The organism is Variovorax sp. Varisp85 (assembly GCF_047304045.1).
Lineage (GTDB): Bacteria > Pseudomonadota > Gammaproteobacteria > Burkholderiales > Burkholderiaceae_C > Variovorax.
Map to the genome: position 1 here is coordinate 1 of NZ_JBGLYN010000007.1, position 26,587 is coordinate 26,587.

A 26,587-nucleotide genomic window follows, 5' to 3' on the forward strand; every position below is an offset into this window, starting at 1 on the left:
GTGCTGGGGCGCTGGGGTTCCGAGGCGGGGTGGATCGGCCTGGGCATCCTGGCAATCGTGCTGGTCGCGGTGATCTGGCGGGTTTTCGACGACGGCGAGCGGGCACCGGTCGGCGGCGGGGCTGCGCCGGCGCCTGCTGCCGCGGCCCGCGAAGCCGGATCGGCGGCCGACCGCAGCGACGCCATCTGGCTGGTCGCGCTCTATGGCCTGGCCGGTTTTGGCTACATCATCACTGCCACCTTCCTGCCGGTGATCGCCCGGCAGGCGCTGCCGGGGTCGCCCTGGCCCGATTTCTTCTGGCCGCTGTTCGGGCTGGCCATCATTCCGGGGGCGTTGATCGGAGCCCGCGCGCCAACGCATTGGGACAATCGGCTGCTGCTGGCTGGCGCCTACGCGCTGCAGGCGCTCGGTGTCGTTCTGTCGGTGGCGTGGCCGAGCATCGCCGGATTTGCGCTCGGCAGCCTGCTGCTGGGCATGCCGTTCACCGCCATCACGCTTTTCGCCATGCGGGATGCCCGTCGTCTGCGAGGCAATGCGGCGGCCGGGCTGATCGGCTATGCAACGGCTTCCTATGGGGTAGGGCAGATCATCGGGCCGCTGTTTGCGGCGCCGCTGGCCCAGCGAACCGGGTCTTTTCAGTTGCCGCTACTCGTCGCGGCGGCGGCGCTGGCACTCGGTGCGGTCCTGTTTGCGTTGGTTTGGTCTAAATCGCGTCGCGCAATGGCCGATTGAGGGGCAAAGCCCCTTCATATATTGCACAAATAGCATATAATTCGAGGCTCACGACCAAACGGGCGGGTACCAACCGCCCGTTTTTTTTGGTCTATGCATTCTGGGCTGAGCATTCATGGCTGAGCTCATGGCGATTTGGCATCCGTGGCGGGCGGGTGGCATGAATCCAGTTACTCAAAAGGCGCATTCGAACACGTGGCATTGCAGCAAATAGTGGAACAAACCGTGGCCGGTCTCGGCTATGACCTGGTCGAGATCGAGCGCTCGGCCGGGGGATTGCTGCGCGTGACGATTGATTTGCCCTGGACGGCCCCCACCTCCGAAGCCGTGGCTGCCGGTGTGCCCGAGCCCTTCGTGACGGTTGAGGACTGCGAGAAGGTGACGCGCCAATTGCAATTCGCGCTCGAGGTCGATGGTGTCGATTACAAGCGGCTCGAGGTGTCCTCGCCGGGTATTGACCGTCCGCTGCGCAATGAGCAGGATTTCGAGCGTTTCGTGGGCGAGGTGATCGACATCACGCTCAAGGCGCCCATGGGCGCGGCAGCGGCGGGCCAGGTGTCGGCCAACCGCAAGAAGTTTCGCGGCACGCTGGAGCGGGTCGCAAAGGTAGAGGGTGCCGCTGGCGCCCAGGGCTGGCAAATCGTCTGGAGCGATGCGCCGGAGCCCAAGCCAGGTCAAAAAGTGAGCAAGAAGCGCGCGCCCGCAACGCTGCAGGCGCTGGGCTTCGTGCTGGACGAGCTGCGCGACGCGCGGCTCGCGCCCATTGTGGATTTCAAGGGCCGCAAGGCCAAAACCCAACCGGGTTTTTCGGATATTGACGACGGAACGCAGGTTCCGGACTGACCAGAGGAGTGGTGGCATGAATCGCGAAATGTTGATGTTGGTGGATGCGATCTCGCGCGAGAAGAACGTCGAGCGTGACGTCGTCTTCGGCGCGGTCGAATCCGCACTGGCGCAAGCCACCAAGAAGCTCCATCAGGGCGATGTGGACATCCGCGTCGCGGTCGATCGCGACAGCGGCGACTACGAGACCTTCCGCCGTTGGCATGTCGTGCCCGACGAGGCCGGCCTGCAGCTGCCTGACCAGGAAATCCTCCTGTTCGAAGCCAAGGAAGAAATGTCGGACATCGAAGTCGGCGAGTACATCGAAGAAGCGGTGGATTCGGTGCCGATCGGCCGCATCGGCGCCATGGCCGCCAAGCAGGTCATCCTGCAGAAGATTCGCGATGCCGAGCGCGAGATGCTGCTCAACGACTTCATGTCGCGCGGCGACAAGATCTTCGTGGGCACCGTCAAGCGCCTGGACAAGGGCGACATCATCGTCGAGGCCGGCCGCGTCGAAGGCCGCCTGCGCCGCAGCGAGATGATCGCCAAGGAAAATCTGCGCAATGGCGACCGCGTGCGCGCCATGATCATGGAAGTCGACCTGACGCTGCGCGGCGCGCCCATCATTCTTTCGCGCTCGGCCCCCGAGTTCATGATCGAGCTGTTCCGCCAGGAAGTGCCCGAGATCGAACAAGGCCTGCTCGAAATCAAGAGCTGTGCTCGCGACCCCGGTTCGCGCGCCAAGATTGCCGTGCTCTCGCACGACAAGCGCGTCGATCCGATCGGCACCTGCGTCGGCGTGCGCGGTACCCGCGTCAACGCCGTGACCAACGAGCTCGCCGGCGAGCGCGTGGACATCGTGTTGTGGAGCGAAGACCCGGCCCAGTTCGTGATCGGTGCGCTGGCCCCGGCCAACGTGTCGTCCATCGTTGTGGACGAAGAAAAGCACGCCATGGACGTGGTGGTCGACGAGGAAAACCTCGCGATCGCCATTGGCCGCGGCGGCCAGAACGTGCGCCTGGCTTCCGACCTCACCGGTTGGAAGATCAACATCATGGACGCCAACGAGTCGGCCCAGAAGCAGGCGAGCGAAACCGACGCCAGCCGTAAGCTCTTCATGGAAAAGCTCGACGTCGACGAAGAGATCGCCGACATCCTCATTTCCGAAGGCTTCAACAGCCTCGAAGAGGTGGCCTACGTGCCGATCTCAGAAATGCTGGAGATCGAGGCCTTCGACGAAGACACCATCAATGAGCTGCGCTCGCGTGCCAAGGATGCGCTGCTGACAATGGAAATCGCCAAGGAAGAGGGTGTCGAGCCCCAATCGGCAGTGTCGCAAGACCTGCACGATCTCGAAGGCCTGGACCCCGAGCTGATTCCCAAGCTGACCGAAGCGGGTGTGAACACCCGTGACGACCTTGCCGACCTCGCGGTCGATGAACTCACCGAGATCACCGGCCAGAGCGCCGATGACGCCAAAGCCCTCATCTTGAAAGCCCGCGAACACTGGTTCGCCGGCCAAGAGTGACGGTCATGGAGGCACGAAACCAATATGTCCAGTACCACTGTCGCCGAGTTCGCGAACGAGCTCAAGAAGACTCCCGAAACCTTGCTTGACCAGCTCAAGAGCGCAGGCGTGCCCAAAGCGGCCGCCACCGATGCACTCACCGAGGCTGACAAGCAGCGCCTGCTCGGCCATCTGAAGGCCAGCCATGGCACTGTCGAGCCCGAGCGCAAGAAGATCACGCTGACCAAGAAATCGACCAGCGAGATCAAGCAGGCCGACGCTACCGGCCGCGCCCGCACCATCCAGGTGGAGGTGCGGAAGAAGCGCACCTTCATCCAGCGCGAGGATGGCCATCCGGCCACGCCCGAACACGCGCAGCAGGCCGCCGAAGCCCCGGCAGCCGCACCGGCCGCACCCCGCGTAGACGAAGCCGAACTGGCCCGCCGCGAGGAAGAAGCGCGCCGCCAGGCCGAGCTGATCCGCCGCCAGGAAGAAGAGCTGGCCGAAAAGCGTCGCCTGCGTGAAGAAACCGAAGCACGTGAACGCGAACAGGCTGAAAAAGCCGAACGCGCCGAACAAGCCGAGCAGGAAGCCGCTCGTATCGCCGCCGAAAAGAAGGCTGCCGCCATCGCGGAGGCCGCGGCAGTGAACGCTGCCGCCAGGTCAGCCGCCGCGCCGGCCGTGGCGCCAGCGCCCGCAGCGACAGCGGCTGATGCTGCTGCCGCCGCCGCGGAGCAACAGGCTGCCGACACCAAGCTCGCCGCGCAGACCGCTGCGATGCAGGCCAAGGAAGACGCGAAGGCCAAGGCTGCGGCCGAATCGAAGGCCCGTGCCGACGAGGAAGCTGCGCGCGCCAAGGACCTCGACGAGCGGCGCCGCAAGGCCCTCGCCGAAGCCGAAGCCATCCGCGCCATGATGAACGCACCGGCCCGCGTGCTGGTGCCGCACAAGGCGCCCGAGAAGCCGCAGCCCGAGAAGGCCGCGGTCAAGGGCACGCTGCACAAGCCGGCTGCACCCGCAGCGCGCCCAGGCGCGCCTGCCGCGCCCGGCGCTGCAGCGGCACCCGGCGCTGCCGGTGCCGGCAAGGAAGTCAAGTCAGCGAAGCTCTCGTCGAGCTGGGCTGGCGATCCCGCCAAGAAGAAGGAAATCAAGACCCGCGGTGATGCCAGCGGCGGCGTCGGTCGCGGCAATTGGCGCGGAGGCCCGCGTGGGCGTCGCGGCAACGACCGTGGCGGTCATGACGAGCAGCACGCACCGGCCGCGCCGGTCGAGGCACGCGTGCTCGAAGTGCACGTGCCCGAAACCATCACCGTGGCCGAGCTCGCGCACAAGATGGCCGTCAAGGCGCAGGAAGTCATCAAGCAGCTGATGAAGCTTGGCATGATGGCGACCATCAACCAGTCGCTCGATCAGGACACCGCGATGATCATCGTGGAGGACATGGGTCACAACGCCGTGGTTGCCGCGCTGGACGATCCGGAAGCCTTCACCGACGAGGACGTGTCGGCGCAAACCGCCGAAGCCCTGCCGCGCGCACCGGTCGTGACCGTCATGGGCCACGTCGACCACGGCAAGACCTCGCTGCTCGACTACATCCGCCGCGCCAAGGTCGCCGCGGGCGAAGCCGGCGGCATCACGCAGCACATCGGCGCGTACCACGTGCAAACCGAACGCGGCATGGTGTCCTTCCTCGACACCCCGGGTCACGAGGCCTTCACGGCCATGCGTGCCCGCGGTGCGCAGGCCACCGACATCGTGATCCTGGTGGTGGCGGCCGACGACGGCGTCATGCCCCAGACCAAGGAAGCCATCAAGCACGCGAAGGCGGCAGGTGTGCCGATCGTGGTTGCGATCAACAAGATCGACAAGCCCGATGCCAGCCCGGACCGTGTGAAGCAGGAACTGGTGGCCGAAGAGGTCGTGCCCGAAGAGTACGGCGGCGACGTGCCGTTCGTGCCGGTGTCCGCCAAGACGGGCCAGGGCATCGACGACCTGCTCGAGCAGGTGCTGCTGCAGGCCGAAGTGCTGGAACTCAAGGCGCCGGTGGATGCCGCCGCCAAGGGCCTGGTCATCGAAGCCCAGCTCGACAAGGGCCGCGGCCCGGTCGCCACCGTGCTGGTGCAGTCCGGCACGCTCAAGACCGGCGACGTGGTGCTGGCCGGCTCGACTTACGGCCGCGTTCGCGCCATGCTGGACGAAGACGGCAAGTCGACCAAGGCCGCGGGCCCCTCGATCCCGGTCGAGATCCAGGGCCTGACCGAAGTGCCGCAGGCGGGCGACGAGTTCATGGTGATGAGCGACGAGCGCCGTGCGCGCGAAATCGCCACCTACCGTGCCGGCAAGTTCCGCAACACCAAGCTGGCGAAGGCGCAAGCCGCGAACCTGCAGAACATGTTCACCGACCTGTCGGCCGGCGAAGTGCAGACGCTGCGCATCATCATCAAGGCCGACGTGCAGGGCTCGCAGGAAGCGCTGGCGCAATCGCTGCTCAAGCTGGCGACGGACGAGGTCAAGGTGCAGGTGGTGTACGCGGGCGTGGGTGGTATCAGCGAAAGCGACATCAACCTCGCCATCGCCTCCAAGGCGGTCGTGATCGGCTTCAACGTGCGTGCCGATGCCGGTGCGCGCAAGCTGGCCGAAGGCAACGGCGTGCAGCTGAACTACTACAGCATCATTTACGATGCCGTGGACGAGATCAAGGTCGCGATGTCGGGCATGCTGGCGCCGGAGCGCCGTGAGGAAATCATCGGCTCGGCCGAGATCCGCACGGTGTTCGTGGCCTCGAAGATCGGTACGGTCGCGGGTTCGTACATCACATCGGGCTCGGTCAACCGCAGTGCGCACTTCCGCCTGCTTCGCGACAACGTGGTGATCTACACCGGCGAAGTCGACTCGATCAAGCGCATGAAGGACGATGTCCGCGAAGTCCGCGAAGGTTTTGAGTGCGGTATCAAACTCAAGAACTACAACGACATCAAGGAAGGCGATCAGCTCGAGTTCTTCGAAATCAAGGAAATCGCCCGGACGCTGTAAGCGTTCGAAGCGAGAGAGTCCATGCCGAAAAGAAAAGCCGCCGCCCCCAACCGCGCGTTCAAGGTTGCCGACCAGATCCAGCGCGATCTGACGGAGCTGATCGCGCGTGAGTTGAAGGACCCGCGCGTGGGCATGGTCACGATTCAGGCGGTCGAGGTCACGCCGGACTATGCGCATGCGAAGATCTTCTTCAGCCTGCTCACGGGCGACGTGGACGAGACCACCGAAGCGTTGAACCAGGCCGCGGGATTCCTGCGCAACGGCCTGTTCAAGCGCCTGCATATCCACACCGTGCCCACGCTGCACTTCCTGTTCGACCGCACCACCGAGCGTGCAGCCGACATGAACGCGCTCATCGCGCAGGCCGTCGCTTCGCGTTCGAAAGACGACTAGCCATGAACGCGCCACGCACACGGGTGCAGCGGCGCCCTGTGCATGGGGTGTTGTTGCTCGACAAGCCGCTGGGACTCTCCAGCAACCAGGCCTTGCAGAAGGCCAAGTGGTTGCTGCGCGCCGAAAAGGCGGGCCATACCGGCACGCTCGATCCGCTCGCCACGGGAGTCCTGCCGCTGTGCTTTGGCGCGGCCACCAAATTCAGCCAACTTCACCTTGACGCCGACAAGACCTACGCGGCCACGGCCCGTCTGGGCGTCAAGACCGCGACCGGCGATGCCGAAGGCGACGTGATCGCCGAGCGGCCCGTGCACGTCACGCCGGAAGACCTGGCGCGCGTGGAAGCGCAGTTCACAGGCCCGATCCGCCAGGTGCCCCCGATGCACAGCGCGCTCAAGAAAGACGGCAAGGCGCTGTACGAGTACGCCCGCGAAGGCATCGAAGTCGAGCGCGCGCCGCGCGACGTGGTGATACACAAGCTCGAACTCGCCGCCATCGATGACAACACGATCCGCATTCTTGCCGCCGTCAGCAAGGGCACCTACATCCGCACCCTCGGCGAAGACATCGGCGAGGCGCTGGGCTGCGGTGCGCACCTGACCTCGTTGCGCCGCACCGCCACTGGCGGCTTCGTCGAAGCCCGGTGCATCACGCTCGAGGCGCTCGAAGCCTTGGACGAAGAAGAGCGACTGGCACGGCTCCTGCCTGCCGAAGCTCTGGTGGACGGCCACAGCCGCGTCACGCTCGGCGCGGAAGATTCGGCACGTTTTCTCTCGGGCCTGCGCCGCCGCGGCAGTTGGGCCGATGCGAGCGAGGTGGCCGTGTTCGGCACCGAGCCACCTGCCTTCCTCGGCACGGCCCACGTCACGGCCGGCGAACTGATACCGGGGCGCTTGCTGAACCCCATCGAAATCCAGCAAATTCTTTTGAACGCACAACAGATCGAAGCGACACCATGAGTACCAACCAAATCCGCAATATCGCCATCATTGCCCACGTGGACCATGGCAAGACCACGATGGTCGACCAACTGCTGCGCCAGTCCGGCACCTTCGCCGAGCACGAGAAAGTGGTCGACACGGTGATGGACAACAATGCCATCGAAAAGGAACGTGGCATCACGATCCTGGCCAAGAACTGCGCCGTGACCTGGGAAGGCACGCACATCAACATCGTCGACACCCCGGGCCACGCGGACTTCGGCGGTGAAGTGGAGCGCGCGCTGTCGATGGTCGACGGCGTGGTGCTGCTGATCGATGCACAGGAAGGCCCGATGCCGCAGACGCGCTTCGTGACCAAGAAGGCGCTGGCCCTGGGCCTGAAGCCTATCCTCGTGGTGAACAAGGTCGACAAGCCCGGCGCGAACCCCGACAAGGTGGTCAATGCCGCCTTCGACCTGTTCGACAAGCTCGGCGCAACCGACGAGCAGCTGGACTTCCCCGTGGTGTACGCCTCGGGCATCAACGGCTGGTCGTCGCTGGAAGAAGGCGCACAGGGCGAGCAGTGGGGCCCCGACATGTCGGCCCTGTTCAACACCATCCTGAAGCACGTGCCGTCGCAAAAGGGCGACCCCGCCGCGCCGCTGCAACTGCAGATTTCCGCGCTCGACTTCTCGACCTTCGTCGGCCGCATCGGCGTGGGCCGCATCAGCCAGGGCACGCTGAAGCCGATGACGGACGTGATCGTGATGGAAGGTCCGGATGGCAAGGCCGTGAAGGGCCGCGTCAACCAGGTGCTGACGTTCCAGGGCCTGGACCGCGTGCAGGCGACAGAAGCCGGCCCCGGCGAGATCGTGCTGATCAACGGCATCGCTGACATCGGCATCGGCGTCACCGTGACCGACGCCGCCAACCCGGCGCCGCTGCCGATGCTCAAGGTCGACGAGCCGACCCTGACCATGAATTTCTGCGTCAACACCAGCCCGCTGGCCGGCCGCGAAGGCAAGTATGTCACCAGCCGCCAGATCTGGGACCGCCTGCAGAAAGAACTGCAGCACAACGTGGCGCTGCGCGTGAACGAGACCGACGAGGAGGGCGTCTTCGAAGTCATGGGCCGCGGCGAACTGCACCTGACCATCCTGCTGGAAAACATGCGTCGCGAAGGCTATGAAATGGCCGTGTCGAAGCCGCGCGTGGTGTTCCGCAACGTCAACGGCGAAAAGCACGAACCCATCGAGCTGGTCACGGCCGACATCGAAGAACAGCATCAGGGCGGCGTGATGCAGGCACTGGGCGAGCGCAAGGGCGAACTCGTCAACATGGAACCGGACGGCCGCGGCCGCGTGCGCCTCGAATACCGCATTCCGGCGCGGGGCCTGATCGGCTTCACCAACGAATTCCTGAACCTGACGCGCGGCTCGGGCCTCATTAGCAACATCTTCGACAGCTACGAGCCGCACAAGGGCGAGATCGGCAGCCGCAAGAACGGCGTGCTGATCTCCATGGACGACGGTGAAATCTTCACCTACGCCCTGGGCAAGCTCGACGATCGCGGCCGCATGTTCGTGAAGGCGAACGACCCGGTGTACGAAGGCATGATCGTCGGCATCCACAGCCGCGACAACGACCTGGTGGTGAATGCCACGCGTACCAAGCAGCTGACGAACTTCCGCGTCTCGGGCAAGGAAGACGCGATCAAGATCACGCCTCCGATCGAACTCACGCTCGAATACGGCGTGGAATTCATCGAGGACGACGAGCTGGTCGAAATCACGCCCAAGAGCGTGCGCCTGCGCAAGCGCTACCTGAAGGAACACGAGCGCAAGCGCGCAGGCCGCGACACGTCGCAGGGCTGATCGCTTTTTTTCGGATTGCAGCCCCCTTCATGCGCCTGACGCACGGCAGCGCCGTCTGGCTGATGGCCGTCGTGACCCTGATGTGGGGCACGGCGGGCGTCGTTACGCGGCACCTCGCGCAGGCGCACAGTTTCGAGATCACCTTCTGGCGCAGCTTCTTCACGATGCTGGCGCTGCTGGTGATCTTGCCGCTTTGGCGGGGGCGTGCGGTGTTCTCGCAGCTGCGTCATGCCGGGCGCGAACTCTGGATTTCCGGCGTGTGCTGGGCCGTGATGTTCACGGCCTTCATGGTCGCGCTCACGCTGGCTTCGACGGCCAGCGTGCTCGTCACGATGTCGCTCGGGCCGCTGTTCACTGCGCTGGCGGCGCGCTCTTTCATCGGGCATCGGCTGCCCGCGCGCACCTGGCTGGCCATCGTGGTCGCGGGGGCCGGCATCGGCTGGATGTACGGCACGCAACTGCTGCAGGGCGGCGGCGGTTCACTGGCCGGTACGCTCGTTGCGCTGTGCGTGCCTTTGGCCGGCGCGACCAACTGGACCGTGGTTCAACACGCGCAAGCCAAGGGTCGCAGGATCGACCTGGTACCTGCCGTGCTGATTGGTGCGGTGCTCTCGGCGCTGTTCACGTTGCCCTTCGCCTGGCCCTTCAGGGCCAATGCGCATGATCTCGGGCTGCTGGCTTTCCTGGGCGTGTTCCAGCTCGCCATTCCCTGTGTGCTCTCGGTTCTGTGCGCCCAGGTGCTGAAGGCGCCTGAGGTCGCGTTGCTGGCCTTGCTGGAGGTGATCTTCGGCATCGCGCTGGCCTGGATCGGCGCGGGAGAGCGGCCTGCAGCGAGCGTGCTGACCGGCGGGGTGCTGGTCATCGGCGCGCTGGTGTTCAACGAACTGCTGGCATTGCGTGGGCGGCGCAGCACGATCGCCGACACCGCGGTGCCGGGTGCCCACTGAGGGGCCGGTTCTGCCGCGTGCGGTTCGGATCTCCTCCACACCGCGAAACCAGAAAAAAACGCCGGCAGATGCCGGCGTTTTTGCGTCAGATCCGCAGGGGATCAGGGACGGGCAACCTTCCAGGCGCCGTTCAGGACACCATCGCCGGTCTTGTCGCCGGGCTTGGCATCCTTCGCCCAGTAGTACAGCGGCCAGCCCTTGTAGGCCCACTGGCGCTTGCCGTCTTCGCGAATGATGATGGTGTAGCCGCCGATGGGCTTGGCGGCGTCGGCCACGCCGAGCGGGGGCCAGTTGGTGGCGCACTGGGCGTTGCAGGCGGAGGTGCCGGAGCCCGCGGTGTCCTTGGCGAAGGTGTACAGCGTCATCCCGTTCGGTCCGACCAGCACGCCGTCAGCGGTGCGGGTGGGCGTGTCGGGCGCGCTGGCGGTCTTGTTGGACATGCCGCCGCAGCCGGCGAGCAGGGCCGCCGCGAGGATCGAGGCGCTGAGCAATTTCATGCAGTTTCTCCTTCAGTTGAAAAATCGCGACAACAAGCTTGGTGACAGGCCAGGCGAGATGATTGCGCGAGCCGGCAGTTTATGCGGTCGGCACGACAAATTGCGGTAGGCCGGGGTCGCGAGTTCGAGCAAAAGGGTCGTGCGGCAACCTGCCGGGGATGGCGCCTGCAGAAAAGACTCAGCGGCTGCGGTTCTTCATCGCGCGCTCGACCTCGCGCTTGCCTTCGCGGTCCTTGATGGTGTCGCGCTTGTCGTGCTCGGCCTTGCCCTTGGCGAGCGCGATCTCGCACTTCACCTTGCCGGCTTTCCAGTGCAGGTTGAGCGGCACCAGCGTGTAGCCCTTTTGCTCGACCTTGCCTATCAGGCGACGGATTTCGTCCTTCTTCAGAAGCAGCTTCTTGGTGCGGACCGAATCGGGATTGACGTGGGTGGACGCGCTCTTGAGCGGGTTGATCTGGCAGCCGACGACGAACAGTTCGCCGTTGCGGATCACCACGTAGCCGTCGGTGAGCTGCACCTTGCCTTCGCGCAGCGATTTGACTTCCCAGCCTTCGAGGACCATGCCGGCCTCGAAGCGCTCTTCGAAGAAATAGTTGTACGCGGCCTTCTTGTTGTCGGCGATGCGGGAGGAGGTGTCTTGTTTCTTTGTGGCCATGACTCGGGAATGTGGGGGCTGCATGGCTTCAATACAATCCGTCGCGCACGCTGTGCCGATTCTATGAAAACAGTCAACAAGTCCGTCCTCATCTGGTACAGCGCCGAAGAGATGTATGCGCTCGTCACCGATGTGGCGAGGTATCCGCAGTTTCTTCCGTGGTGCGACAAGGCCCGCATTCTCGAGCAGGACGAGGCCGGCATGACGGCCGAAGTCGGTCTGGCATTCGCCGGTTTGCACCAGAGCTTCACGACCCGCAACACGCACGTGCCGGGGCGCGAGGTGCAGCTGAAGCTGGTCGACGGGCCATTCTCCAACCTCGATGGCAAATGGAAGTTCGTGCCCGTGGGCGAGCAAGGCGAGCGCGCCTGCCGCGTCGAGCTGCACATGAGCTACGGCTTCAGCAACTTCGCCCTGCAGGCACTGGTGGGGCCGGTGTTCGACACCATCGCCTCCAGCCTGGTCGAGGCGTTCGTCAAGCGCGCCGAGCAGGTCTACGGCTCGTCCTGATGATCATCGAGGTCACGCTCAGCTGCTCGCCGGCGGCGCGCGAGGTGTTCGAGCAGGTCCTGCGGCTCGCACCCGACACGACGCTGGCCGATGCGGTCCGGGCCAGCGATCTTTCCCTGCGCTTTCCGGATCTGGATTGGCGGCACGCCATGACCCCGGGCATCTGGGGCAGGGTGGTCGAGTGGGAGCAGGCCCTGAAGGACGGCGACCGCATCGAGCTGTGCCGTCCCCTCAAGGTGGACCCCAAGGTGGCGCGCCGGGAGCGGTTCCAGCGCCAGGGTGCTCGGGGCACAGGCCTGTTTGCGAATCGCCGCAAGGGCGGCAAGGCCGGCTACTGAGCGCCGGTTACTTGCAGTCGCTGTTGATGACCGTCTGAAGGCGCTTCTGCTCGGCGGCGCGCGCAGCGTCGTCCATGATCTCGCGCTCGCCCTGCGCATTGACCTTGGCAATGCGGATGCCGCTGTCGACCGTGGCCTTGCCCTGGCGCGCGAGCGCGCAGTTGTCGGCCTTGGCCTTCGCAACCTTGGCTTCTTCCGCAGCCCGCTTGGCTTTTTCCTCGGCCTCGGCCTTCTTGGTCTTTTCCTCGAGTTCCTTGTCGACGCCGGTGGGCTTCGGCGTGCCCGCCGTCTTGGCAGGTGCACCAGCCTCCGCAGTCGCGCCTTCGGCGGGCGATGCATCGACGTTGGGATTCGCGCGCGACACCGGCGGCGGACCCACGCGGCGCAGGATGTTCTTCTCCGGCACATCGGGCGGTGGCGCCTGATCGCTGAAGACCTTCTTGCCGTTCTTGTCGACCCATTGCCATTGCGCGCTCGCCGACAGCGGCAGCGCAACGACACATCCCAGTACCAGCCAGTGCACGAATTTCATCCCTGAAGTTTAGCCGGGCCTTACTTTTTGCAACATGCGGGGTGGGTGGTTTTGCAACGCTTCGAAAAAGCCCGGCCCGGCAAACAGGTCGGGGGCCTCGTTACAATCCATCTTTTGGAGCTTCACCCATGCGCCTTCTCGGCAAAGCGCTCACCTTCGACGACGTGTTGTTGGTGCCAGCGTTCTCCCAAGTCCTGCCCAAGGACACCTCTCTCGCCACCAAATTCTCCCGCAACATCACGCTGAACCTGCCGCTCGTCTCGGCGGCCATGGACACCGTGACTGAAGCCCGCCTCGCGATCGCCATCGCGCAGGAGGGCGGTATCGGGATCGTGCACAAGAACCTCACCGCGCAACAGCAGGCCGCCGAAGTGGCCCGCGTGAAGCGCTACGAGTCGGGCGTGCTGCGCGACCCCGTGGTGATCACGCCGACGCACTCGGTGCGCCAGGTGATGGCGCTGTCCGACCAGCTCGGCATCTCGGGCTTCCCGGTGGTCGACGCCGGCAAGGTGGTCGGCATCGTCACGGGACGCGACCTGCGCTTCGAGAACCGCTACGACGTGCCCGTCAGCGAAATCATGACGCAGCGCGACCGGCTCATCACCGTGCCCGACGGCACCACGCTGGCCGAGGCCAAGGCGCTGCTGAACAAGCACAAGCTCGAACGCCTGCTGGTCATCAACGGCGACTGGGAGCTCAAGGGCCTGATCACCGTCAAGGACATCACCAAGCAGACCAGCTTCCCCAACGCCGCACGCGATGCCAACGGTCGCCTGCGCGTGGGCGCGGCGGTCGGTGTGGGTGACGGCACCGAAGAGCGCGTCGAAGCTCTCGTGAAGGCCGGCGTCGACGCCATCGTGGTCGACACCGCACATGGCCACAGCGCCGGCGTGATCGAGCGCGTGCGATGGGTCAAGAAGAACTATCCGCAGGTCGACGTCATCGGCGGCAACATCGCCACCGGCGATGCCGCGCGCGCACTGGCCGACGCTGGCGCCGACGCGGTCAAGGTCGGCATCGGCCCTGGCTCCATCTGCACCACCCGCATCGTGGCCGGCGTGGGCGTGCCGCAGATCATGGCGGTCGACAGCGTCGCCACCGCACTGCAAGGCACGGGCATTCCACTGATCTCCGATGGCGGCGTGCGCTACTCGGGCGACATCGCCAAGGCCATCGCGGCCGGCGCCAGCACCGTGATGATGGGCAGCATGTTCGCCGGTACCGAAGAGGCGCCGGGCGAAATCGTGCTGTACCAGGGCCGCAGCTACAAGAGCTACCGCGGCATGGGCTCCATCGGTGCGATGCAGCAGGGCAGTGCCGATCGGTACTTCCAGGAGTCGACCACCGGCAACCCGAACACCGACAAGCTCGTGCCCGAGGGCATCGAAGGCCGCGTGCCCTATAAGGGCTCGATCGTCTCCATCGTCTACCAGATGGCCGGCGGCGTGCGTGCCAGCATGGGCTATTGCGGCTGCGCCACCATCGCGGACATGCAGAACAAGGCCGAATTCGTCGAGATCACCACGGCCGGCATTCGCGAGAGCCACGTCCACGACGTGCAGATCACGAAGGAAGCGCCGAACTACCGCGCTGAATAAGCTCATTCTGGCCAGACCTTGAAAATCGGGCCAGACTGAGTTTAGAATTTGGGCCAGATTCAGATTTTCTGGCCCAAATGCAATCCATCGGCATCGCTGAAGCCAAGAACAACTTCTCGGCCCTGATCGACCTGGTCGAAAAGGGCGAGGAGGTTCGCATCACCCGCCACGGCAAGGAAGTCGTGCGCATGCTGCCGGTGCGCCGCAAGCCGGTCATCACCGACGAGCAGATCGAGCGCGAACTCGGGCAGATCGATGCGCTGCACGCCGCCATCCAGCCGGGTCTGCCACTGCGCGTATTGCTCGACGAAGGGCGCCAATCGTGACAGCCTTCGTCATGGACGCCTCGGTGACCTCCGCCTGGCTGCTGCCCGACATGGCCAGCGAACACACCCGCAAGCTCTACGCCGCCATCCGCCGCGACGAGGTCGAGCCGCAGGCACCGAATGCCTGGCAATGGGAGTGCGCCAACATCCTCGCCAACGGCGTGCGCAGCGGCCGCATTCCGACGTCGGCAGTCGAAGGGCTGTGGAGCGTGCTCGACGCCATCCGTCACCGCGTCGAACTGCACGAGCTCGCGCCCGCACAGCACAAGGCCGTGCTCGCCGTGGCCATCGACGTTGGCGTGTCGCTCTACGACGCCGGCTACCTCTGGCTCGCCAAGTCGCTCAATCTCCCGCTCGCCACCTTCGACGAGCACCTCATCCAGGCAGCGCCCCAGGCGGGCGTGAAGCTGTTCGACATTTCAACGCTCTGAGTCCCAACGCCCATGCAACACGACAAGATCCTCATCCTCGACTTCGGCTCGCAAGTCACGCAACTGATTGCACGCCGCGTGCGCGAAGCCCATGTGCTCAGCGAGGTGCATCCCTGCGACGTCACCGACGAATGGGTGCGCGAATACGCGGCCGACGGCCATCTCAAGGGCGTGATCCTGTCGGGCAGCCATGCCAGCGTGTACGAAGAAACCACCGACAAGTGCCCGCAAGCCGTATTCGACCTCGGCGTGCCCGTGTTCGGCATCTGCTACGGCATGCAGACCATGGCGCATCAGCTCGGCGGCAAGGTCGAAGGCGGCCACAAGCGCGAGTTCGGCTTTGCGGCCGTGCGCGCCCATGGCCACACCGCGCTGCTGAAAGACATCTCGGACTTCACCACGCCCGAAGGCCACGGCATGCTCAACGTGTGGATGAGCCATGGCGACAAGGTCACCGAACTGCCTCCGGGCTTCAAGCTCATGGCCAGCACCGACAGCTGCCCCATCGCCGGCATGGCCGACGAGGCGCGCCGCTACTACGCGCTGCAGTTCCACCCCGAAGTGACGCACACGGTGCAGGGCAAGGCGATCATCGAGCGCTTCGTGCTCGGCATCTGCGAAGCCAAGCCCGACTGGGTCATGCGTGATCACATCGCTGAAGCGGTCGAGAAGATCCGCGAGCAGGTGGGCGATGAAGAAGTCATCCTTGGCCTCTCAGGCGGCGTCGATTCGAGCGTGGCCGCTGCGCTGATCCACCGTGCCATCGGCGACCAGCTCACCTGCGTGTTCGTCGACCACGGCCTTCTGCGCCTGAACGAGGGCGACATGGTCATGGAGATGTTCGAAGGCAAGCTGCATGCGAAGGTGATTCGCGTGGATGCCAGCGACCTGTTCCTCGGCAAGCTCGCCGGCGTGAGCGACCCCGAAGCCAAGCGCAAGATCATCGGCGGCGAGTTCGTCACCGTGTTCAAACAGGAAGCCGCCAAGCTCAAGGCCGGCGATGGCGGCCACAAAGGCGCGACCTTCCTCGCGCAGGGCACCATCTACCCCGACGTCATCGAGTCGGGCGGCGCCAAGAGCAAGAAGGCCGTCACCATCAAGAGCCATCACAACGTGGGCGGCCTGCCCGAGCAGTTGGGCCTGAAGCTGCTCGAACCGCTGCGCGACCTGTTCAAGGACGAAGTGCGCGAACTCGGCGTGGCGCTCGGCCTGCCGCCCGAGATGGTGTATCGCCATCCGTTCCCCGGCCCGGGCTTGGGCGTGCGCATCCTCGGTGAAGTGAAGAAGGAATACGCCGACCTGCTGCGCCGCGCCGACGCGATCTTCATCGAGGAACTGCGAAACTTCACCGACGCCGAAACGGGCAAGACCTGGTACGACCTCACGAGCCAGGCTTTTACCGTGTTCCTGCCAGTGAAGAGCGTGGGCGTGATGGGCGACGGCCGCACCTATGACTACGTGGTGGCGCTTCGCGCCGTGCAGACCAGTGACTTCATGACCGCCGACTGGGCAGAGCTGCCCTACGCGCTGCTCAAGAAGGTGTCGGGGCGGATCATCAACGAGGTGCGTGGCATCAACCGCGTGACGTACGACGTGTCGAGCAAGCCGCCTGCGACGATCGAGTGGGAGTGAAATCGGGTCCCTTCGGGGACTATCGCTAGTTATCGAGAAACTGGGCGCTGTTGCACAACCCGAATTCAGGGCGAGCCTTCCCTTACCAAGTGTAGGCTCGCGCTGCTGCGGCGCGTGGCAATGGCCACACTCAATGTCTTCTGACGCCGCGACAAGGTGCTGTAGTCGGGCACGGCCCAGTCCAAGTGGGCCAACTTGATCAGGCTCTCGGCCAGGCCCGTCGCCTGGCGCTGGCCCAGCCCGAACATGCACTTCAAGGTCAGGCAGAACTGGATCGCAGCATCGCTGAACACAGCGGGCCGGCCTGAGCGACCACTGGCAGGAGCCAGCCATTGAAGGTCGGCATCGAGCCAAACCATCAATGATCCCCTGCGCTTGAGCGCCGCGGTGTACTCACTCCAGTTCGTCGTGCGGTACTTCGCCCGCGGTGGCTTGCTCATCTGCCTAGCCTAACCGCGATCGAAGGCCACTCCCGCAGGGTTATGCAACAACGCCGTTCAGGGGCCTCATCTAGTCACCATCGGCGAAGTTGTCGAACAACAGCCCGCGCAGCCACTGGTTGCCCGGATCGCGATGCGCCTTCGCGTGCCAGAACAGGTTGATCGCGATTTGCGGCAGCGCCACCGGATGTGGGCGCCAGACCAGTCCGAACGGCTCGGCGATGCTCTGTGCGAGCCGTTCGGGCACGGTCGCGATCATCTCGCTCGATCGCAGGATGTGGCCGATGGCAACGAAGTGCGGCACCTTGAGCCGGATGCGCCGCTGGATGCCCTGTGCCGCCATCACGTCGTCTGCCTTGCCGTGGCCGGTGCCGGCAGCCAGCACCTGCACGTGATCGGCCGCGCTGAAGTCCTTGAGCGAAACGCTGCGCTTGTGCGCGAGCGGATGCGCGTTCGAGAACAGGCACACGTACCGCTGCAGGAACAGCCGGCGCTGGAACACGCCCGCTTTCAGCTGCGGCAGCAGGCCGATGGCGATGTCGACGTGGCCGGCCTCCAACTCGTCGCGCAGGTTGGTCGCGGTGTTGTTGCGCAGCGTGCTGATCGTCACGCCCGGCGCCGCCACCGACAGCGCCTCCATCAGCCTCGGCGTGAAGTAGATCTCGCCGATGTCGGTCATGGCGAGCGTGAACCCGCGCGTGCTCGTGGCGGGGTCGAACACCACCTGCTGGTTGAGCGCCGTGTGCAGCGCGCCCATGGCGTAGGCCACCGGCTCGGCCAACTGCAGCGCGAAGGGCGTGGGCTCCATGCCGCGCGCGGTGCGCAGAAACAGTTCGTCGCCCAGCAGCTTGCGCAGCCGCGCCAACGCATTGCTGATGGCCGGCTGCGAAAGCCCGAGTGATTCAGCCACGGCCGACACGCGCTTTTCGGCCAGCATGCGGTCGAACACCAGCAGCAGGTTGAGGTCGATGTCCTTGAGTTGCATGGCGCACCTTTATTCAGCACAGTGATGCAGATGATTCACCAAATTCTATTGGTCAATCGGCAGGGGCCGAGCATCATCGGGCCCGGAGACAAGCCGGATCCACACCGGCGCAAGAGAACCCCACGATGGACCTTCACATTCACCCCCTTGCCCGCACTCTCGAGGTTCGCCCCGGCGCGAACCTGCTCGAAGTGCTGCGGGAACACCATGTGCCGGTGTCGTACAGCTGCATGTCGGGACGCTGCGGCACCTGCCGCTGCAAAGTAGTGTCGGGCCAGCTGCTTGACGGCGGCCAGGACGCGATCCGACCGGACGGGCAGGGCGAGCGCTACGTACTGGCCTGCCAGAGCACGCTGACCGAAAGCTGCGCCATCGAGATTCCGGAGCCCGACGAAGTGGTGGTGCATCCGGCGCGCATCCTGAAGGCGACGGTCACCGGCATCGACGTGCTCACGCACGACATCCGCCGCCTGCGCCTCAAGCCGAACAAGCCGCTGGAGTTTTCCCCGGGGCAGTATGCGCAGCTGCAGTTCGCGCCTGATCTGGCGCGGCCGTATTCCATGGCCGGACTGAGCCGCGACGCCGAGCTTGAATTCCACGTGCGCAGGGTGCCCGGCGGGCGGGTCACGGCGCACATCTTCGAGCAGCTGCGCGTTGGCGATTCGGTGCGCGTGAGCGGGCCGCTGGGTACCGCCTACCTGCGCACCAAACACCGCGGGCCCATGCTCTGCGCGGCGGGCGGCACGGGGCTGGCGCCCATCCTCTCGATCGTGCGCGGTGCCATAGCGACCGGGCTGACACAGCCTGTCCACCTCTACCTGGGCGTGCGCTCCGATGCCGACGTCTACGGCCTGGGCGAGCTGCGCGAACTGCAGGCGCAGCATCCGGGGCTGAATGTGCATGTGGTGGTCGTCACCGGCCCCGCGAAAGAAAACCAGCGTGTGGGTCTCATCACCGATGCCATCCGCGCCGACTGGTCCGGTAACCTCGATGGCTGGCGCGCCTACCTGTGCGGCTCGCCGCCGATGGTCGAGGCCGTGACCCAGCTGGTGCGTGGCCGCGGCCTCGCGACCGAGCAGATCCACGCCGATGCCTTCTACCTGCAAGGCATCTGAAGCAAGAAACCACGAGAAAAAAGGAGACCCGCGATGACCACGCAAACCGTGTTCCCCATCGAATTGAAATGGGAAAGCGAAAAGAGCAGTCGCATTCCCTTCATGGCCTATACCGACGAGGCGCTGCACAAGAAGGAGCTGCAGCGCTTCTTCTACGAAAAGCACTGGTGCTACGTCGGTCTGGAAGCCGAGATTCCGAACCCCGGCGATTTCAAGCGCACTGCCATCGGCGAGCGTTCGGTCGTCATGTCGCGCGACGAAGAGGGCGTGATCCACGTCTTCGAGAACGTCTGCGCGCATCGCGGCATGCAGTTCTGCCGCGAGCGCCATGGCAACCGCAAGGAGTTCGTCTGCCCCTACCACCAGTGGAACTACACGCTCAAGGGCGATCTGCAGGGCGTGCCATTCCGCCGCGGCGTGAAGCAGGACGGCAAGGTCAACGGCGGCATGCCGGCCGACTTCAAGACCGAGGAGCACGGCCTGACCAAGCTCAAGGTGGCCTCGCGCGGCGGCGTGGTGTTCGCATCATTCGACCACGGCATCGAGTCGCTCGAGGACTTTCTCGGGCCCGACATCCTGCATTACTTCGACCGCCTGTTCGACGGCCGCAAGCTCACCATCCTCGGCTACAGCCGCCAGCGCATTCCAGGCAACTGGAAGCTGATGCAGGAGAACATCAAGGACCCGTACCACCCGGGCCTGCTGCACACCTGGTTCGTGACCTTCGGGCTCTGGCGCGCCGACAACAGGTCGGAACTGAAGATGGACGCGCACGGCCGCCACGCCGCGATGATCTCCACGCGCGGCACCGGCGGCAAGGCGGCCCAGGTCACGCAGGTGTCGAGCTTCAAGGAGAGCATGCAGCTGAAGGACCCGCGCTTTCTCGACATCGTGCCCGAGCCCTGGTGGGGCGGGCCGACCGCGGTGATGATGACGCTGTTCCCCAGCCTGATCCTCCAGCAGCAGGTCAACAGCGTCTCGACCCGGCACATCCAGCCCGTGGGACACGAGGCCTTCGATTTCGTCTGGACGCATTTCGGCTTCGAGGACGACACAGAGGAGATGACGCAACGGCGACTGCGCCAGGCCAACCTGTTCGGCCCCGCGGGTTTCGTCTCGGCCGATGACGGCGAAGTCATCGAGTTCTCGCAGGAAGGCTTCGAGCAGAAGCCCTTCCATCGCACGCTGGCCGAACTCGGCGGGCGCGAGGTGGAGAACACCGACCACATGGTGACGGAGACACTGATTCGCGGCATGTACCGCTACTGGCGCGAGGTGATGGAAGCATGAAGAACCTCGACGCCAACGCCTACCTGGAGCTCTCGCGCCTCTATGCGGCCTATGCCCATGCGGTCGATTCCGGTCACTGGGACCTGTGGCCCGCGTTCTTCACGGAGCAATGCAGCTACCGCCTTCAGCCGCGTGAAAACCACGAGCGCAATTTGCCCCTGGCCACGCTCTCGTTCGAGAGCCGGGGCATGCTGGAAGACCGGGTCTACGGCATCAAGGAGACGCTGTTCCACGATCCGTACTACCAGCGCCACGTCGTTGGCCTGCCACTGGTGCACAAGGTCGACGAAGACGGCACGATCCAGAGCGAGGCCAACTACGCGGTGTTCCGCACCAAGCTCGACGGGCCTTCGACGGTGTTCAACGTCGGCCGCTACATCGACACCGTGGTGCCCACACCTGAAGGCCTGAAGTTCGCGTCGCGCCTGTGCGTGTTCGACAGCGAAATGATCCCGAACTCCATCATCTATCCCATCTGAAAGCGACCATGAGCACCATGACCTGGGTCGACGCCGCGGCCGTCGACGACATTCCCTCCGACGACGTGGTGGGCATCGAGGTGCAGGGGCGCGACATCGCCCTCTACGGCACCGAGGACGGCATCCACGCCACGGACAACATCTGCACGCACGGCCATGCGCGGCTGTGCGATGGTTTTCTCGAGGGCCACGAAATCGAATGCCCGCTGCACCAGGGGCGCTTCGACGTGCGCACGGGCAAGGCGATGTGCGCGCCGCTCACCGAAGACCTGCGCAGCTACCTGGTGAAGATCGAGGGCGGGCGGGTGTTTCTCGCGTTCGAGGGCTGATCTGTTCTGCCGCTGATCTGCAGTCTCTGTATCTGTTGCGCGGTGAGAGGGCTGGCGACAATGAACCTCCCTTTCACGGAAGCGCCATGACAGCAGAAAAGACCCGGGACCAGATCGCCGACCAGATTGCCGCGGAGCTGGGCCACAGCTTCGACGGCGAGATCATTGCCGGCGGCCACTACGTGCCGCTCGTGCGCGGCGGCCGCACGGTCTACCTCAGCGGCCAGGTGCCGCGCGTGGGCACCACGGTGGTGGTCACCGGCCGCGTCGGCGACACAGTGTCGCTCGACAAGGCCCGCGAAGGCGCGCAGATCTGCACGCTGCGCAGCCTGGCGCTGCTGCGCAGGGCCTTCGGTTCGCTCGATGCCATCGAGAAGGTCTTGCGCGTGGGCGTGTTCGTGCAATGCACGGCCGACTTCACCCAGCAGAGCGAAGTGGCCGATGCCGCTTCCGACCTCTTGCACCGTGTGTTCGGCGAGGCCGGCGTGCACGTGCGCACGGCGGTCGGCGTGTATGCACTGCCGAAAAATGCGACGGTCGAAGTCGAGATGACGGTCGCTGCCAAGCAGTACATCGGCTAGCGCGACGGCAGGCCGATGAGGTCGCGTGCCAGTTGGGCGATGGTCAGCGGCGCGCAGCCTTCTGCGTTGTTGCTCACGGTGACGAAAGCGTTCTGGCCCGCGCGCGTGGTTCCCGCGATCACCTTGGCCAGCGCCGCGCGCGTCTCGGGATCGGGATCGACGATCTTGTCGAAGGGGCCGTAGAGCTTTTCTGCGTCCTCGTAGCCGAAGCGGCCATGGCGGCGGTGCAGGTTCCAGCGGCACACCAGCGGACCGGGCCACAGCGCACGCAGCATCGGTAACTGCTCCTCGATGGGGGGCATCTTGGCGTGCAGGCCCATGCAGAAGGTGGCACGCACGCTGCGCAGCATCTCGGCGAAGGCGGGGTTCAGCAGCTGCGGGTCGCGCACTTCGACGGCGATCACCGCATCGGGCGCGACCGATGCGAGGTCGGGCAGCGAGTCGAGCATCTCGGCGATGCGCGCCAGCAGCGCGGGCTGGTCGGCCAGCAGGTGGCCGGGAATCGGGCTCAGCTGGAACACCAGCGCGCCGATGCGATGGCCCAGCCCTTCGAGCGCGGGCAGCACGAACTCCTGCCGCGCGATCTCGGCGCTGAGGAACACGGGGTTGGCCTGCATGCCGCGGCCGCTTTCGTCGCGCACGGTGGCGTCGGTCACGAGGCTCGGCGCCTTCACCACGAAGCGGAAGTCGTCCGGCACCATTGCCGCGTAGCGTGCGTACTGGCTGGCGGTGAGGGCGCGGTAGAAATTGCGGTCCAGGCTCACGGTGCGAAACAGCGGGTGCTTCGCCAGCGCGGAGAGGCCGTTCTTCGACAGCACGGTCTCGGCATATTCGCCATCCCAAACCAGGTTGGCCCAGCCCGGATAGCTCCACGACGAGGTGCCGAGCCGCAGCTTGGGCGGCAGCGCAGCGGCCAGCTCGACCAGTGCCGGATCGGTGGGGGCGGGTTCGACCGTGCCGGTGCGCGATTTCTTCTTCGCGGGCGGTTCGGCTTCCGCCTTGGCGGGCGCCGGCGCGGCCGCTGACGCCTCTTCAGGGCGCGGAAGATCGGGAAAAAGAGAGTCCTGTACGTCAGCCATGTCTGGGCCCGCATTCTCGGCCAACCCCGGACAGGCTCGCCGCGCCGGGCACAATCCGCGCCATGAAACAGTGGTTGCGCACGCAGGGTGGTTGGTGGCTGGCATGGCTGGTGCTCACCGCCGCTGGCGCGGTGTGGCTCGCGCGCGCCGAACTGGCGCAGGTGCACCAGGACTTCGAGACCGATGTGCGCATCGCGCACCGGCTCATGAGCCAGCAGATGGTGCAGTACGACGCCGTGCTGGCCACGCTCGCGCTGCTGGAGCCCAGCACCGGCGCGGACCATCCGGAGCAGCGCCTGCCTTCGGTGTATTCGTCCATCCTGCGCGTGCAGCGGAGCGACCGCGACGAGCCCTGGGCAGACGGCGTGCAGGCCGGCGCACTGGCCGCGGCCGAGGCGCGTTCGCGTAGCCTGCAGCGCCCCGAACTGGCCGCGCTCGACCTGGCTCATGGCCGCTATGTGCTCGTCATCGGCGCCACGCCGTTCAGCTACGCACTCGACGTCGACCTGGCCGGCTCCGTGCCGTGGCGCGACTGGCCGATGAACCCGCAGCGCAGCCCCGTGAGGGTGAGCCTGCAGCGCGACGGGCAGCAACTCGTGCTGCAACCCGGTGCACCGGCCACGAACGGATGGCGCTTCGGGCTGACCAAGGCGCTGGCCTCGCCGAGCCAGCCCTTCGACCTCGTGGCCGAGCGGCAGGTGGGATGGGGCGAGTTGCCGTGGCGCGGCATCGCTGGCTGGGCTGTGGCCGCGGCTGCGCTTCTGGTAGGCCTGTGGACCGCGCAGCGCCAGCGCGTGGCGCGGCGGCGGGCCGAAGAGCTGCTGCGGCTCGGGCAGGTCGCGCGGCTCAATGCGCTGGGCGAACTGTCTGCCGGGCTGGCGCACGAACTCAACCAGCCCCTCACGGCGGTGCTGGCCAACGTGCAGGCCGCGCGCCGTTTGCTCGGCGACGAGCCACCGGACCTGGCCACGGCGCGCGACGCGATGGGGCAGGCCGTCGAGCAGGCGCGCCGCGCGGCCAGCGTGGTGGGACGCCTGCGCCGCGTCATCGAGCGTCCAGAGGCCGCGGGCGACGCGAAGCCGCTGGTGCTGCAGGAGGTGGTGCGCAGCGCCATGCACCTGCTGGCGCCGGAGTTCGCGAAGCACACGATCAACGCGCAGTTCGACGCCACCGCGCAGGCGCCGGTGCGCGTGCAGGCCGAGGCCGTGGCCCTCGAGCAGATCGTGCACAACCTACTGATGAACGCGCTTCAGGCGCTCGATCTCGTGCCGGCGGCCGAGCGGCGCCTCGTCGTCTCGGTCGGCCGCAATGGGCAGGAGGGCGTGCTGACCGTGACCGACAACGGACGCGGCATCGCCCCCGAGGCCCTGCCGCGCCTCTTCGAGCCCTTTTTCAGCACGCGCGAAGGCGGACTGGGCCTCGGCCTGAGCCTCAGCGAAACCCTGGCCAGCGGCATGGGCGGCAGCCTGAGCGCGGCCAACGCCTCGCCGCGCGGCGCGCGCTTCACTCTTTTGCTGCCGCTGGTCGCACCGTCTCCATGAACACGCCGAGCATCCATCCACCGCAATCTCCGCTGGTCCACCTGATCGACGACGACCAGGCGGTGCGCGACAGCCTGTCGCTGCTGATCGGTACGGTCGGCCTGCGCGTTCAGGCCTGGGCCGACCCGCAGGCCTTTATCGACGGGTTCGACCGCGCGAGTGTCGGCGCCATCGTGCTCGACGTGCGCATGCCCGGTATCAGTGGCCTGACGGTGCTCGACCGTCTGGTGGCGCAGGGCGTCGACCAGCCCGTGATCATGCTGACCGGCCACGGCACGGTCGAGATGTGCCGCCGCGCCTTCAAGGCCGGCGCGGCCGAGTTTCTCGAAAAGCCGGTGGACGACGAGCAATTGCTCGAAGCGCTGCAGCAGGCCGTGCGGCAGCACGTGCGCTCGCGCGAACGCTCGCAGGCGGACAACGCCGCGCGCGAGCGGGTGGCTCAGCTGTCGGAGCGCGAGCGCGAGGTGCTCGCCTTCATCGTGCAGGGGCTGACCAACAAGGAGATCGCGCGCACGCTCGCGCTGTCGCCGCGCACGGTCGAGACGCACCGCGCCAACCTGTTCGCCAAGCTCGGCTGCGATTCGCTCGCGCAATTGATCCGGCGCTACGCCGTGCTGGTGGACAGCGCTCCGTAGAACTACGGAGCACCGCGCGTAGCCGTACGAATGGCCGTTGCGCGCCGGGTTTTCTACAGTGGCGCAGCCGTCGGCAACAGCCGGCGCAACCACCCGCATCCACTGGAGAAAACGAACAATGCATTCCATCCTTCGCCTCGGCGGCCTCGCCGTCCTGCTTGCCGCTTCCGCGGTCCAGGCCCAGACGCCCGCACCCGCGGCTTCGGCCGTGCGCACCGAAAAGAACATCTCGCTCGCGCTGGCCAACCAGATCGCGGCCGAAGCCGTGGCCGCCTGCGCGGCCAACGGCTACAACGTGGCGGCCACCGTGGTCGACCGCGCCGGCACCGTGCGTGCCGTGCAGCGCGCCGACAACGCCGGCCCGCACACGCTGGCTTCGAGCGAGCGCAAGGCCTGGACCTCGGCCTCGGCCAAGAGCCCGACGCAGGCCATGATGGAAGGCGCGCAGAAGAACGCAGGTGCGGCCAATCTGGTCTACCTGCCGGGCTTCCTGCTGCTGGGCGGCGGCGTGCCGGTCAAGTCGGGCAATGAAGTGATCGGCGCGGTCGGTGTGGGCGGCGCACCCGGCGGCCACCTCGACGACCAGTGCGCCAACGCGGCGCTGGAAAAGGTCAAGGGCCTGCTCTGATGAAGGCGCGCGGCATCTGGCCGGGTGTGCTGGCGATCGCGCTCGGGTTGGGCGTGCCGATCAGCGCGCTCGCCCAGGTGCCGCCGCTGGCAGCGGAGGTGCTGGCCTACGAGGGACTGCACCAGGCTGCATGGCATGGCGACCTGCAGAAGCTGAAGGCGCTGGCCGCCGCGGGCGCCAACCTCGATGCGCGCGACACGCGCGGCCGCACGCCGCTGCATGTTGCCACGCATGCGCGGCAGCGCGAGGCGATCAAGCTGCTGGCCAAGGCCGGCGCCAACCTCGACCTGCTAGACGACGACCGCTACGACGCCGTCACCATCGCGTCGGTGGCCGATGACACGCCGACGCTTTCCCTGCTGCTGTCGCTCGGCGCCAAGGCCGGGCAGACCACGAGCCGCTACGACGGCACCGCGCTGATCGCGGCCGCGCACCTCGGGCACGACGAGGTGGTGCGGCGGCTGATCGCCGCGGGTGCGCCGCTCGACCACGTCAACAACCTGCACTGGACGGCCGTGATCGAATCCATCGTGCTCGGCGACGGCGGCCCGCGCCATCAGCGCACGCTGGCCGCGCTGATCGATGCCGGCGCCAGCCTCAAGCTGACCGACCGCCAGGGCAACACGCCGCTGCAGCTGGCCAAGGCGCGCGGCTACACCGCGATGGTGAAACTGCTGGAGGCGCCGCGTACAAGATAGGGGCGGCTCGGGGACAATCGGGCCTCGCCACGAGGAA

General features: G+C 66.1%; 28 protein-coding genes and 1 pseudogene. 23 read left to right on the forward strand and 6 right to left on the reverse strand.

The window, feature by feature from the left end:
* The 8 genes from ACCC97_RS04585 to ACCC97_RS04620 form a co-directional block, all read left to right on the forward strand.
* Positions 1 to 732: YbfB/YjiJ family MFS transporter (locus ACCC97_RS04585; protein WP_413331716.1), on the forward strand; the 732-nt coding region annotated here is incomplete at its 5' end.
* A gap of 195 nt (positions 733 to 927) precedes the next feature.
* Complete coding sequence (gene rimP, locus ACCC97_RS04590) at positions 928 to 1,575, forward strand: ribosome maturation factor RimP (RefSeq protein ID WP_042673195.1); 648 nt, start codon at positions 928 to 930, stop codon at positions 1,573 to 1,575.
* Between the two features lie 16 nt (positions 1,576 to 1,591).
* Positions 1,592 to 3,085 carry a transcription termination factor NusA gene (nusA, locus tag ACCC97_RS04595; protein ID WP_056596656.1) on the forward strand — a complete coding sequence of 498 codons (1,494 nt, stop codon included), beginning with the start codon at positions 1,592 to 1,594 and terminating at the stop codon, positions 3,083 to 3,085.
* A gap of 24 nt (positions 3,086 to 3,109) precedes the next feature.
* Positions 3,110 to 6,097 (forward strand): translation initiation factor IF-2, encoded by a 2,988-nt coding sequence (gene infB / locus ACCC97_RS04600; protein WP_413331717.1) that lies wholly within the window; start codon positions 3,110 to 3,112, stop codon positions 6,095 to 6,097.
* Between the two features lie 21 nt (positions 6,098 to 6,118).
* On the forward strand, positions 6,119 to 6,490 hold the full coding sequence (rbfA, locus tag ACCC97_RS04605) for a 30S ribosome-binding factor RbfA (RefSeq protein WP_056518388.1): 372 nt from the start codon (positions 6,119 to 6,121) through the stop codon (positions 6,488 to 6,490).
* A gap of 2 nt (positions 6,491 to 6,492) precedes the next feature.
* The gene (gene truB / locus ACCC97_RS04610; RefSeq protein WP_413331718.1) at positions 6,493 to 7,449 is read left to right on the forward strand and encodes a tRNA pseudouridine(55) synthase TruB; all 957 of its coding nucleotides are present in this window, start codon (positions 6,493 to 6,495) and stop codon (positions 7,447 to 7,449) included.
* Complete coding sequence (typA, locus tag ACCC97_RS04615; RefSeq protein ID WP_007832252.1) at positions 7,446 to 9,284, forward strand: translational GTPase TypA; 1,839 nt, start codon at positions 7,446 to 7,448, stop codon at positions 9,282 to 9,284. The genes truB and typA overlap by 4 nt, the downstream gene beginning before the upstream one ends.
* A 29-nt stretch (positions 9,285 to 9,313) precedes the next feature.
* The gene (locus ACCC97_RS04620) at positions 9,314 to 10,231 is read left to right on the forward strand and encodes a DMT family transporter (RefSeq protein WP_007832250.1); all 918 of its coding nucleotides are present in this window, start codon (positions 9,314 to 9,316) and stop codon (positions 10,229 to 10,231) included.
* Positions 10,232 to 10,332: 101 nt separating this feature from the next.
* Here the strand turns inward: ACCC97_RS04620 and ACCC97_RS04625 are convergent, their stop codons facing one another.
* On the reverse strand, positions 10,333 to 10,728 hold the full coding sequence (locus tag ACCC97_RS04625) for a hypothetical protein (protein WP_007832248.1): 396 nt from the start codon (positions 10,726 to 10,728) through the stop codon (positions 10,333 to 10,335).
* A 178-nt stretch (positions 10,729 to 10,906) separates the two neighbouring features.
* Positions 10,907 to 11,383, reverse strand: a complete 477-nt coding sequence (gene smpB / locus ACCC97_RS04630) for an SsrA-binding protein SmpB (protein ID WP_007832247.1) — start codon at positions 11,381 to 11,383, stop codon at positions 10,907 to 10,909.
* Positions 11,384 to 11,446: 63 nt separating this feature from the next.
* On the opposite strand from smpB, the gene ACCC97_RS04635 reads away from it, so the two are divergent.
* Both ACCC97_RS04635 and ACCC97_RS04640 read left to right on the forward strand, forming a co-directional pair.
* Complete coding sequence (locus ACCC97_RS04635) at positions 11,447 to 11,893, forward strand: type II toxin-antitoxin system RatA family toxin (RefSeq protein WP_007832245.1); 447 nt, start codon at positions 11,447 to 11,449, stop codon at positions 11,891 to 11,893.
* Entirely contained in the window at positions 11,893 to 12,231 is a 339-nt protein-coding gene (locus tag ACCC97_RS04640) for an RnfH family protein (protein ID WP_413331719.1), read from the forward strand. Before ACCC97_RS04635 ends, ACCC97_RS04640 begins: the two co-directional genes overlap by 1 nt.
* A gap of 7 nt (positions 12,232 to 12,238) precedes the next feature.
* Here ACCC97_RS04640 and ACCC97_RS04645 read toward each other — a convergent pair whose 3' ends face one another.
* Positions 12,239 to 12,763 (reverse strand): DUF4124 domain-containing protein, encoded by a 525-nt coding sequence (locus tag ACCC97_RS04645; RefSeq protein ID WP_007832242.1) that lies wholly within the window; start codon positions 12,761 to 12,763, stop codon positions 12,239 to 12,241.
* Between the two features lie 128 nt (positions 12,764 to 12,891).
* On the opposite strand from ACCC97_RS04645, the gene guaB reads away from it, so the two are divergent.
* The 4 genes from guaB (at position 12,892) to guaA (ending at position 16,750) form a co-directional block, all read left to right on the forward strand.
* Positions 12,892 to 14,361, forward strand: coding sequence for an IMP dehydrogenase (gene guaB / locus ACCC97_RS04650; RefSeq protein ID WP_007832241.1), 1,470 nt, complete (start codon positions 12,892 to 12,894; stop codon positions 14,359 to 14,361).
* Positions 14,362 to 14,438: 77 nt separating this feature from the next.
* Positions 14,439 to 14,687: a type II toxin-antitoxin system Phd/YefM family antitoxin gene (locus tag ACCC97_RS04655; protein ID WP_413311708.1), complete on the forward strand. Its 249-nt coding sequence runs from the start codon at positions 14,439 to 14,441 to the stop codon at positions 14,685 to 14,687.
* Between the two features lie 11 nt (positions 14,688 to 14,698).
* Positions 14,699 to 15,118 (forward strand): type II toxin-antitoxin system VapC family toxin, encoded by a 420-nt coding sequence (locus ACCC97_RS04660; RefSeq protein ID WP_007832239.1) that lies wholly within the window; start codon positions 14,699 to 14,701, stop codon positions 15,116 to 15,118.
* Positions 15,119 to 15,130: 12 nt separating this feature from the next.
* Positions 15,131 to 16,750, forward strand: coding sequence for a glutamine-hydrolyzing GMP synthase (gene guaA, locus ACCC97_RS04665; protein ID WP_007832237.1), 1,620 nt, complete (start codon positions 15,131 to 15,133; stop codon positions 16,748 to 16,750).
* An 83-nt stretch (positions 16,751 to 16,833) separates the two neighbouring features.
* On the opposite strand, the pseudogene ACCC97_RS04670 reads toward guaA, so the two are convergent.
* Together ACCC97_RS04670 and ACCC97_RS04675 are read right to left on the reverse strand one after the other, a co-directional pair.
* Positions 16,834 to 17,190, reverse strand: a pseudogene (locus ACCC97_RS04670) (transposase); the annotation flags it as partial.
* A gap of 70 nt (positions 17,191 to 17,260) precedes the next feature.
* Positions 17,261 to 18,175 carry a LysR family transcriptional regulator gene (locus ACCC97_RS04675; protein ID WP_007832233.1) on the reverse strand — a complete coding sequence of 305 codons (915 nt, stop codon included), beginning with the start codon at positions 18,173 to 18,175 and terminating at the stop codon, positions 17,261 to 17,263.
* A 125-nt stretch (positions 18,176 to 18,300) separates the two neighbouring features.
* Between ACCC97_RS04675 and ACCC97_RS04680 the strand changes: the two genes are divergently transcribed.
* The 5 genes from ACCC97_RS04680 to ACCC97_RS04700 all read left to right on the forward strand — a co-directional run bounded on the left by ACCC97_RS04680 (position 18,301) and on the right by ACCC97_RS04700 (position 21,969).
* Positions 18,301 to 19,290 carry a 2Fe-2S iron-sulfur cluster-binding protein gene (locus tag ACCC97_RS04680; RefSeq protein WP_413331720.1) on the forward strand — a complete coding sequence of 330 codons (990 nt, stop codon included), beginning with the start codon at positions 18,301 to 18,303 and terminating at the stop codon, positions 19,288 to 19,290.
* 33 nt (positions 19,291 to 19,323) lie between these two features.
* On the forward strand, positions 19,324 to 20,580 hold the full coding sequence (locus ACCC97_RS04685; protein ID WP_413331721.1) for an aromatic ring-hydroxylating dioxygenase subunit alpha: 1,257 nt from the start codon (positions 19,324 to 19,326) through the stop codon (positions 20,578 to 20,580).
* Positions 20,577 to 21,059, forward strand: coding sequence for an aromatic-ring-hydroxylating dioxygenase subunit beta (locus ACCC97_RS04690; protein ID WP_413331722.1), 483 nt, complete (start codon positions 20,577 to 20,579; stop codon positions 21,057 to 21,059). Before ACCC97_RS04685 ends, ACCC97_RS04690 begins: the two co-directional genes overlap by 4 nt.
* Positions 21,060 to 21,067: 8 nt before the next feature.
* Positions 21,068 to 21,388, forward strand: coding sequence for a non-heme iron oxygenase ferredoxin subunit (locus tag ACCC97_RS04695; RefSeq protein WP_413331723.1), 321 nt, complete (start codon positions 21,068 to 21,070; stop codon positions 21,386 to 21,388).
* Positions 21,389 to 21,474: 86 nt separating this feature from the next.
* Positions 21,475 to 21,969 (forward strand): RidA family protein, encoded by a 495-nt coding sequence (locus ACCC97_RS04700; RefSeq protein WP_007832225.1) that lies wholly within the window; start codon positions 21,475 to 21,477, stop codon positions 21,967 to 21,969.
* Here the strand turns inward: ACCC97_RS04700 and ACCC97_RS04705 are convergent.
* The gene (locus ACCC97_RS04705; RefSeq protein ID WP_413331724.1) at positions 21,966 to 23,048 is read right to left on the reverse strand and encodes a DUF72 domain-containing protein; all 1,083 of its coding nucleotides are present in this window, start codon (positions 23,046 to 23,048) and stop codon (positions 21,966 to 21,968) included. The two genes, ACCC97_RS04700 and ACCC97_RS04705, sit on opposite strands and share 4 nt — an antisense overlap.
* Positions 23,049 to 23,110: 62 nt before the next feature.
* Between ACCC97_RS04705 and ACCC97_RS04710 the strand changes: the two genes are divergently transcribed.
* The 4 genes from ACCC97_RS04710 (at position 23,111) to ACCC97_RS04725 (ending at position 26,550) form a co-directional block, all read left to right on the forward strand.
* Positions 23,111 to 24,589 (forward strand): sensor histidine kinase, encoded by a 1,479-nt coding sequence (locus ACCC97_RS04710; protein WP_413331725.1) that lies wholly within the window; start codon positions 23,111 to 23,113, stop codon positions 24,587 to 24,589.
* Positions 24,586 to 25,224 carry a response regulator transcription factor gene (locus ACCC97_RS04715; protein WP_007832222.1) on the forward strand — a complete coding sequence of 213 codons (639 nt, stop codon included), beginning with the start codon at positions 24,586 to 24,588 and terminating at the stop codon, positions 25,222 to 25,224. Before ACCC97_RS04710 ends, ACCC97_RS04715 begins: the two co-directional genes overlap by 4 nt.
* Positions 25,225 to 25,342: 118 nt before the next feature.
* Positions 25,343 to 25,852: a GlcG/HbpS family heme-binding protein gene (locus tag ACCC97_RS04720; protein ID WP_007832221.1), complete on the forward strand. Its 510-nt coding sequence runs from the start codon at positions 25,343 to 25,345 to the stop codon at positions 25,850 to 25,852.
* Positions 25,852 to 26,550, forward strand: a complete 699-nt coding sequence (locus tag ACCC97_RS04725; RefSeq protein ID WP_007832220.1) for an ankyrin repeat domain-containing protein — start codon at positions 25,852 to 25,854, stop codon at positions 26,548 to 26,550. The genes ACCC97_RS04720 and ACCC97_RS04725 overlap by 1 nt, the downstream gene beginning before the upstream one ends.
* The last annotated feature ends 37 nt before the right edge of the window (positions 26,551 to 26,587 follow it).

Coding starts and splice junctions, on each gene's coding strand:
- nusA (WP_056596656.1), top strand. CDS start 1,592: ATGAATCGCGAAATGTTGATGTTGGTGGATGCGATCTCGCGCGAGAAG.
- infB (WP_413331717.1), top strand. CDS start 3,110: ATGTCCAGTACCACTGTCGCCGAGTTCGCGAACGAGCTCAAGAAGACT.
- rbfA (WP_056518388.1), top strand. CDS start 6,119: ATGCCGAAAAGAAAAGCCGCCGCCCCCAACCGCGCGTTCAAGGTTGCC.
- truB (WP_413331718.1), top strand. CDS start 6,493: ATGAACGCGCCACGCACACGGGTGCAGCGGCGCCCTGTGCATGGGGTG.
- typA (WP_007832252.1), top strand. CDS start 7,446: ATGAGTACCAACCAAATCCGCAATATCGCCATCATTGCCCACGTGGAC.
- ACCC97_RS04620 (WP_007832250.1), top strand. CDS start 9,314: ATGCGCCTGACGCACGGCAGCGCCGTCTGGCTGATGGCCGTCGTGACC.
- ACCC97_RS04625 (WP_007832248.1), bottom strand. CDS start 10,728: ATGAAATTGCTCAGCGCCTCGATCCTCGCGGCGGCCCTGCTCGCCGGC.
- smpB (WP_007832247.1), bottom strand. CDS start 11,383: ATGGCCACAAAGAAACAAGACACCTCCTCCCGCATCGCCGACAACAAG.
- ACCC97_RS04635 (WP_007832245.1), top strand. CDS start 11,447: ATGAAAACAGTCAACAAGTCCGTCCTCATCTGGTACAGCGCCGAAGAG.
- ACCC97_RS04640 (WP_413331719.1), top strand. CDS start 11,893: ATGATCATCGAGGTCACGCTCAGCTGCTCGCCGGCGGCGCGCGAGGTG.
- ACCC97_RS04645 (WP_007832242.1), bottom strand. CDS start 12,763: ATGAAATTCGTGCACTGGCTGGTACTGGGATGTGTCGTTGCGCTGCCG.
- guaB (WP_007832241.1), top strand. CDS start 12,892: ATGCGCCTTCTCGGCAAAGCGCTCACCTTCGACGACGTGTTGTTGGTG.
- ACCC97_RS04655 (WP_413311708.1), top strand. CDS start 14,439: ATGCAATCCATCGGCATCGCTGAAGCCAAGAACAACTTCTCGGCCCTG.
- ACCC97_RS04660 (WP_007832239.1), top strand. CDS start 14,699: ATGGACGCCTCGGTGACCTCCGCCTGGCTGCTGCCCGACATGGCCAGC.
- guaA (WP_007832237.1), top strand. CDS start 15,131: ATGCAACACGACAAGATCCTCATCCTCGACTTCGGCTCGCAAGTCACG.
- ACCC97_RS04675 (WP_007832233.1), bottom strand. CDS start 18,175: ATGCAACTCAAGGACATCGACCTCAACCTGCTGCTGGTGTTCGACCGC.
- ACCC97_RS04680 (WP_413331720.1), top strand. CDS start 18,301: ATGGACCTTCACATTCACCCCCTTGCCCGCACTCTCGAGGTTCGCCCC.
- ACCC97_RS04685 (WP_413331721.1), top strand. CDS start 19,324: ATGACCACGCAAACCGTGTTCCCCATCGAATTGAAATGGGAAAGCGAA.
- ACCC97_RS04690 (WP_413331722.1), top strand. CDS start 20,577: ATGAAGAACCTCGACGCCAACGCCTACCTGGAGCTCTCGCGCCTCTAT.
- ACCC97_RS04695 (WP_413331723.1), top strand. CDS start 21,068: ATGAGCACCATGACCTGGGTCGACGCCGCGGCCGTCGACGACATTCCC.
- ACCC97_RS04700 (WP_007832225.1), top strand. CDS start 21,475: ATGACAGCAGAAAAGACCCGGGACCAGATCGCCGACCAGATTGCCGCG.
- ACCC97_RS04705 (WP_413331724.1), bottom strand. CDS start 23,048: ATGGCTGACGTACAGGACTCTCTTTTTCCCGATCTTCCGCGCCCTGAA.
- ACCC97_RS04710 (WP_413331725.1), top strand. CDS start 23,111: ATGAAACAGTGGTTGCGCACGCAGGGTGGTTGGTGGCTGGCATGGCTG.
- ACCC97_RS04715 (WP_007832222.1), top strand. CDS start 24,586: ATGAACACGCCGAGCATCCATCCACCGCAATCTCCGCTGGTCCACCTG.
- ACCC97_RS04720 (WP_007832221.1), top strand. CDS start 25,343: ATGCATTCCATCCTTCGCCTCGGCGGCCTCGCCGTCCTGCTTGCCGCT.
- ACCC97_RS04725 (WP_007832220.1), top strand. CDS start 25,852: ATGAAGGCGCGCGGCATCTGGCCGGGTGTGCTGGCGATCGCGCTCGGG.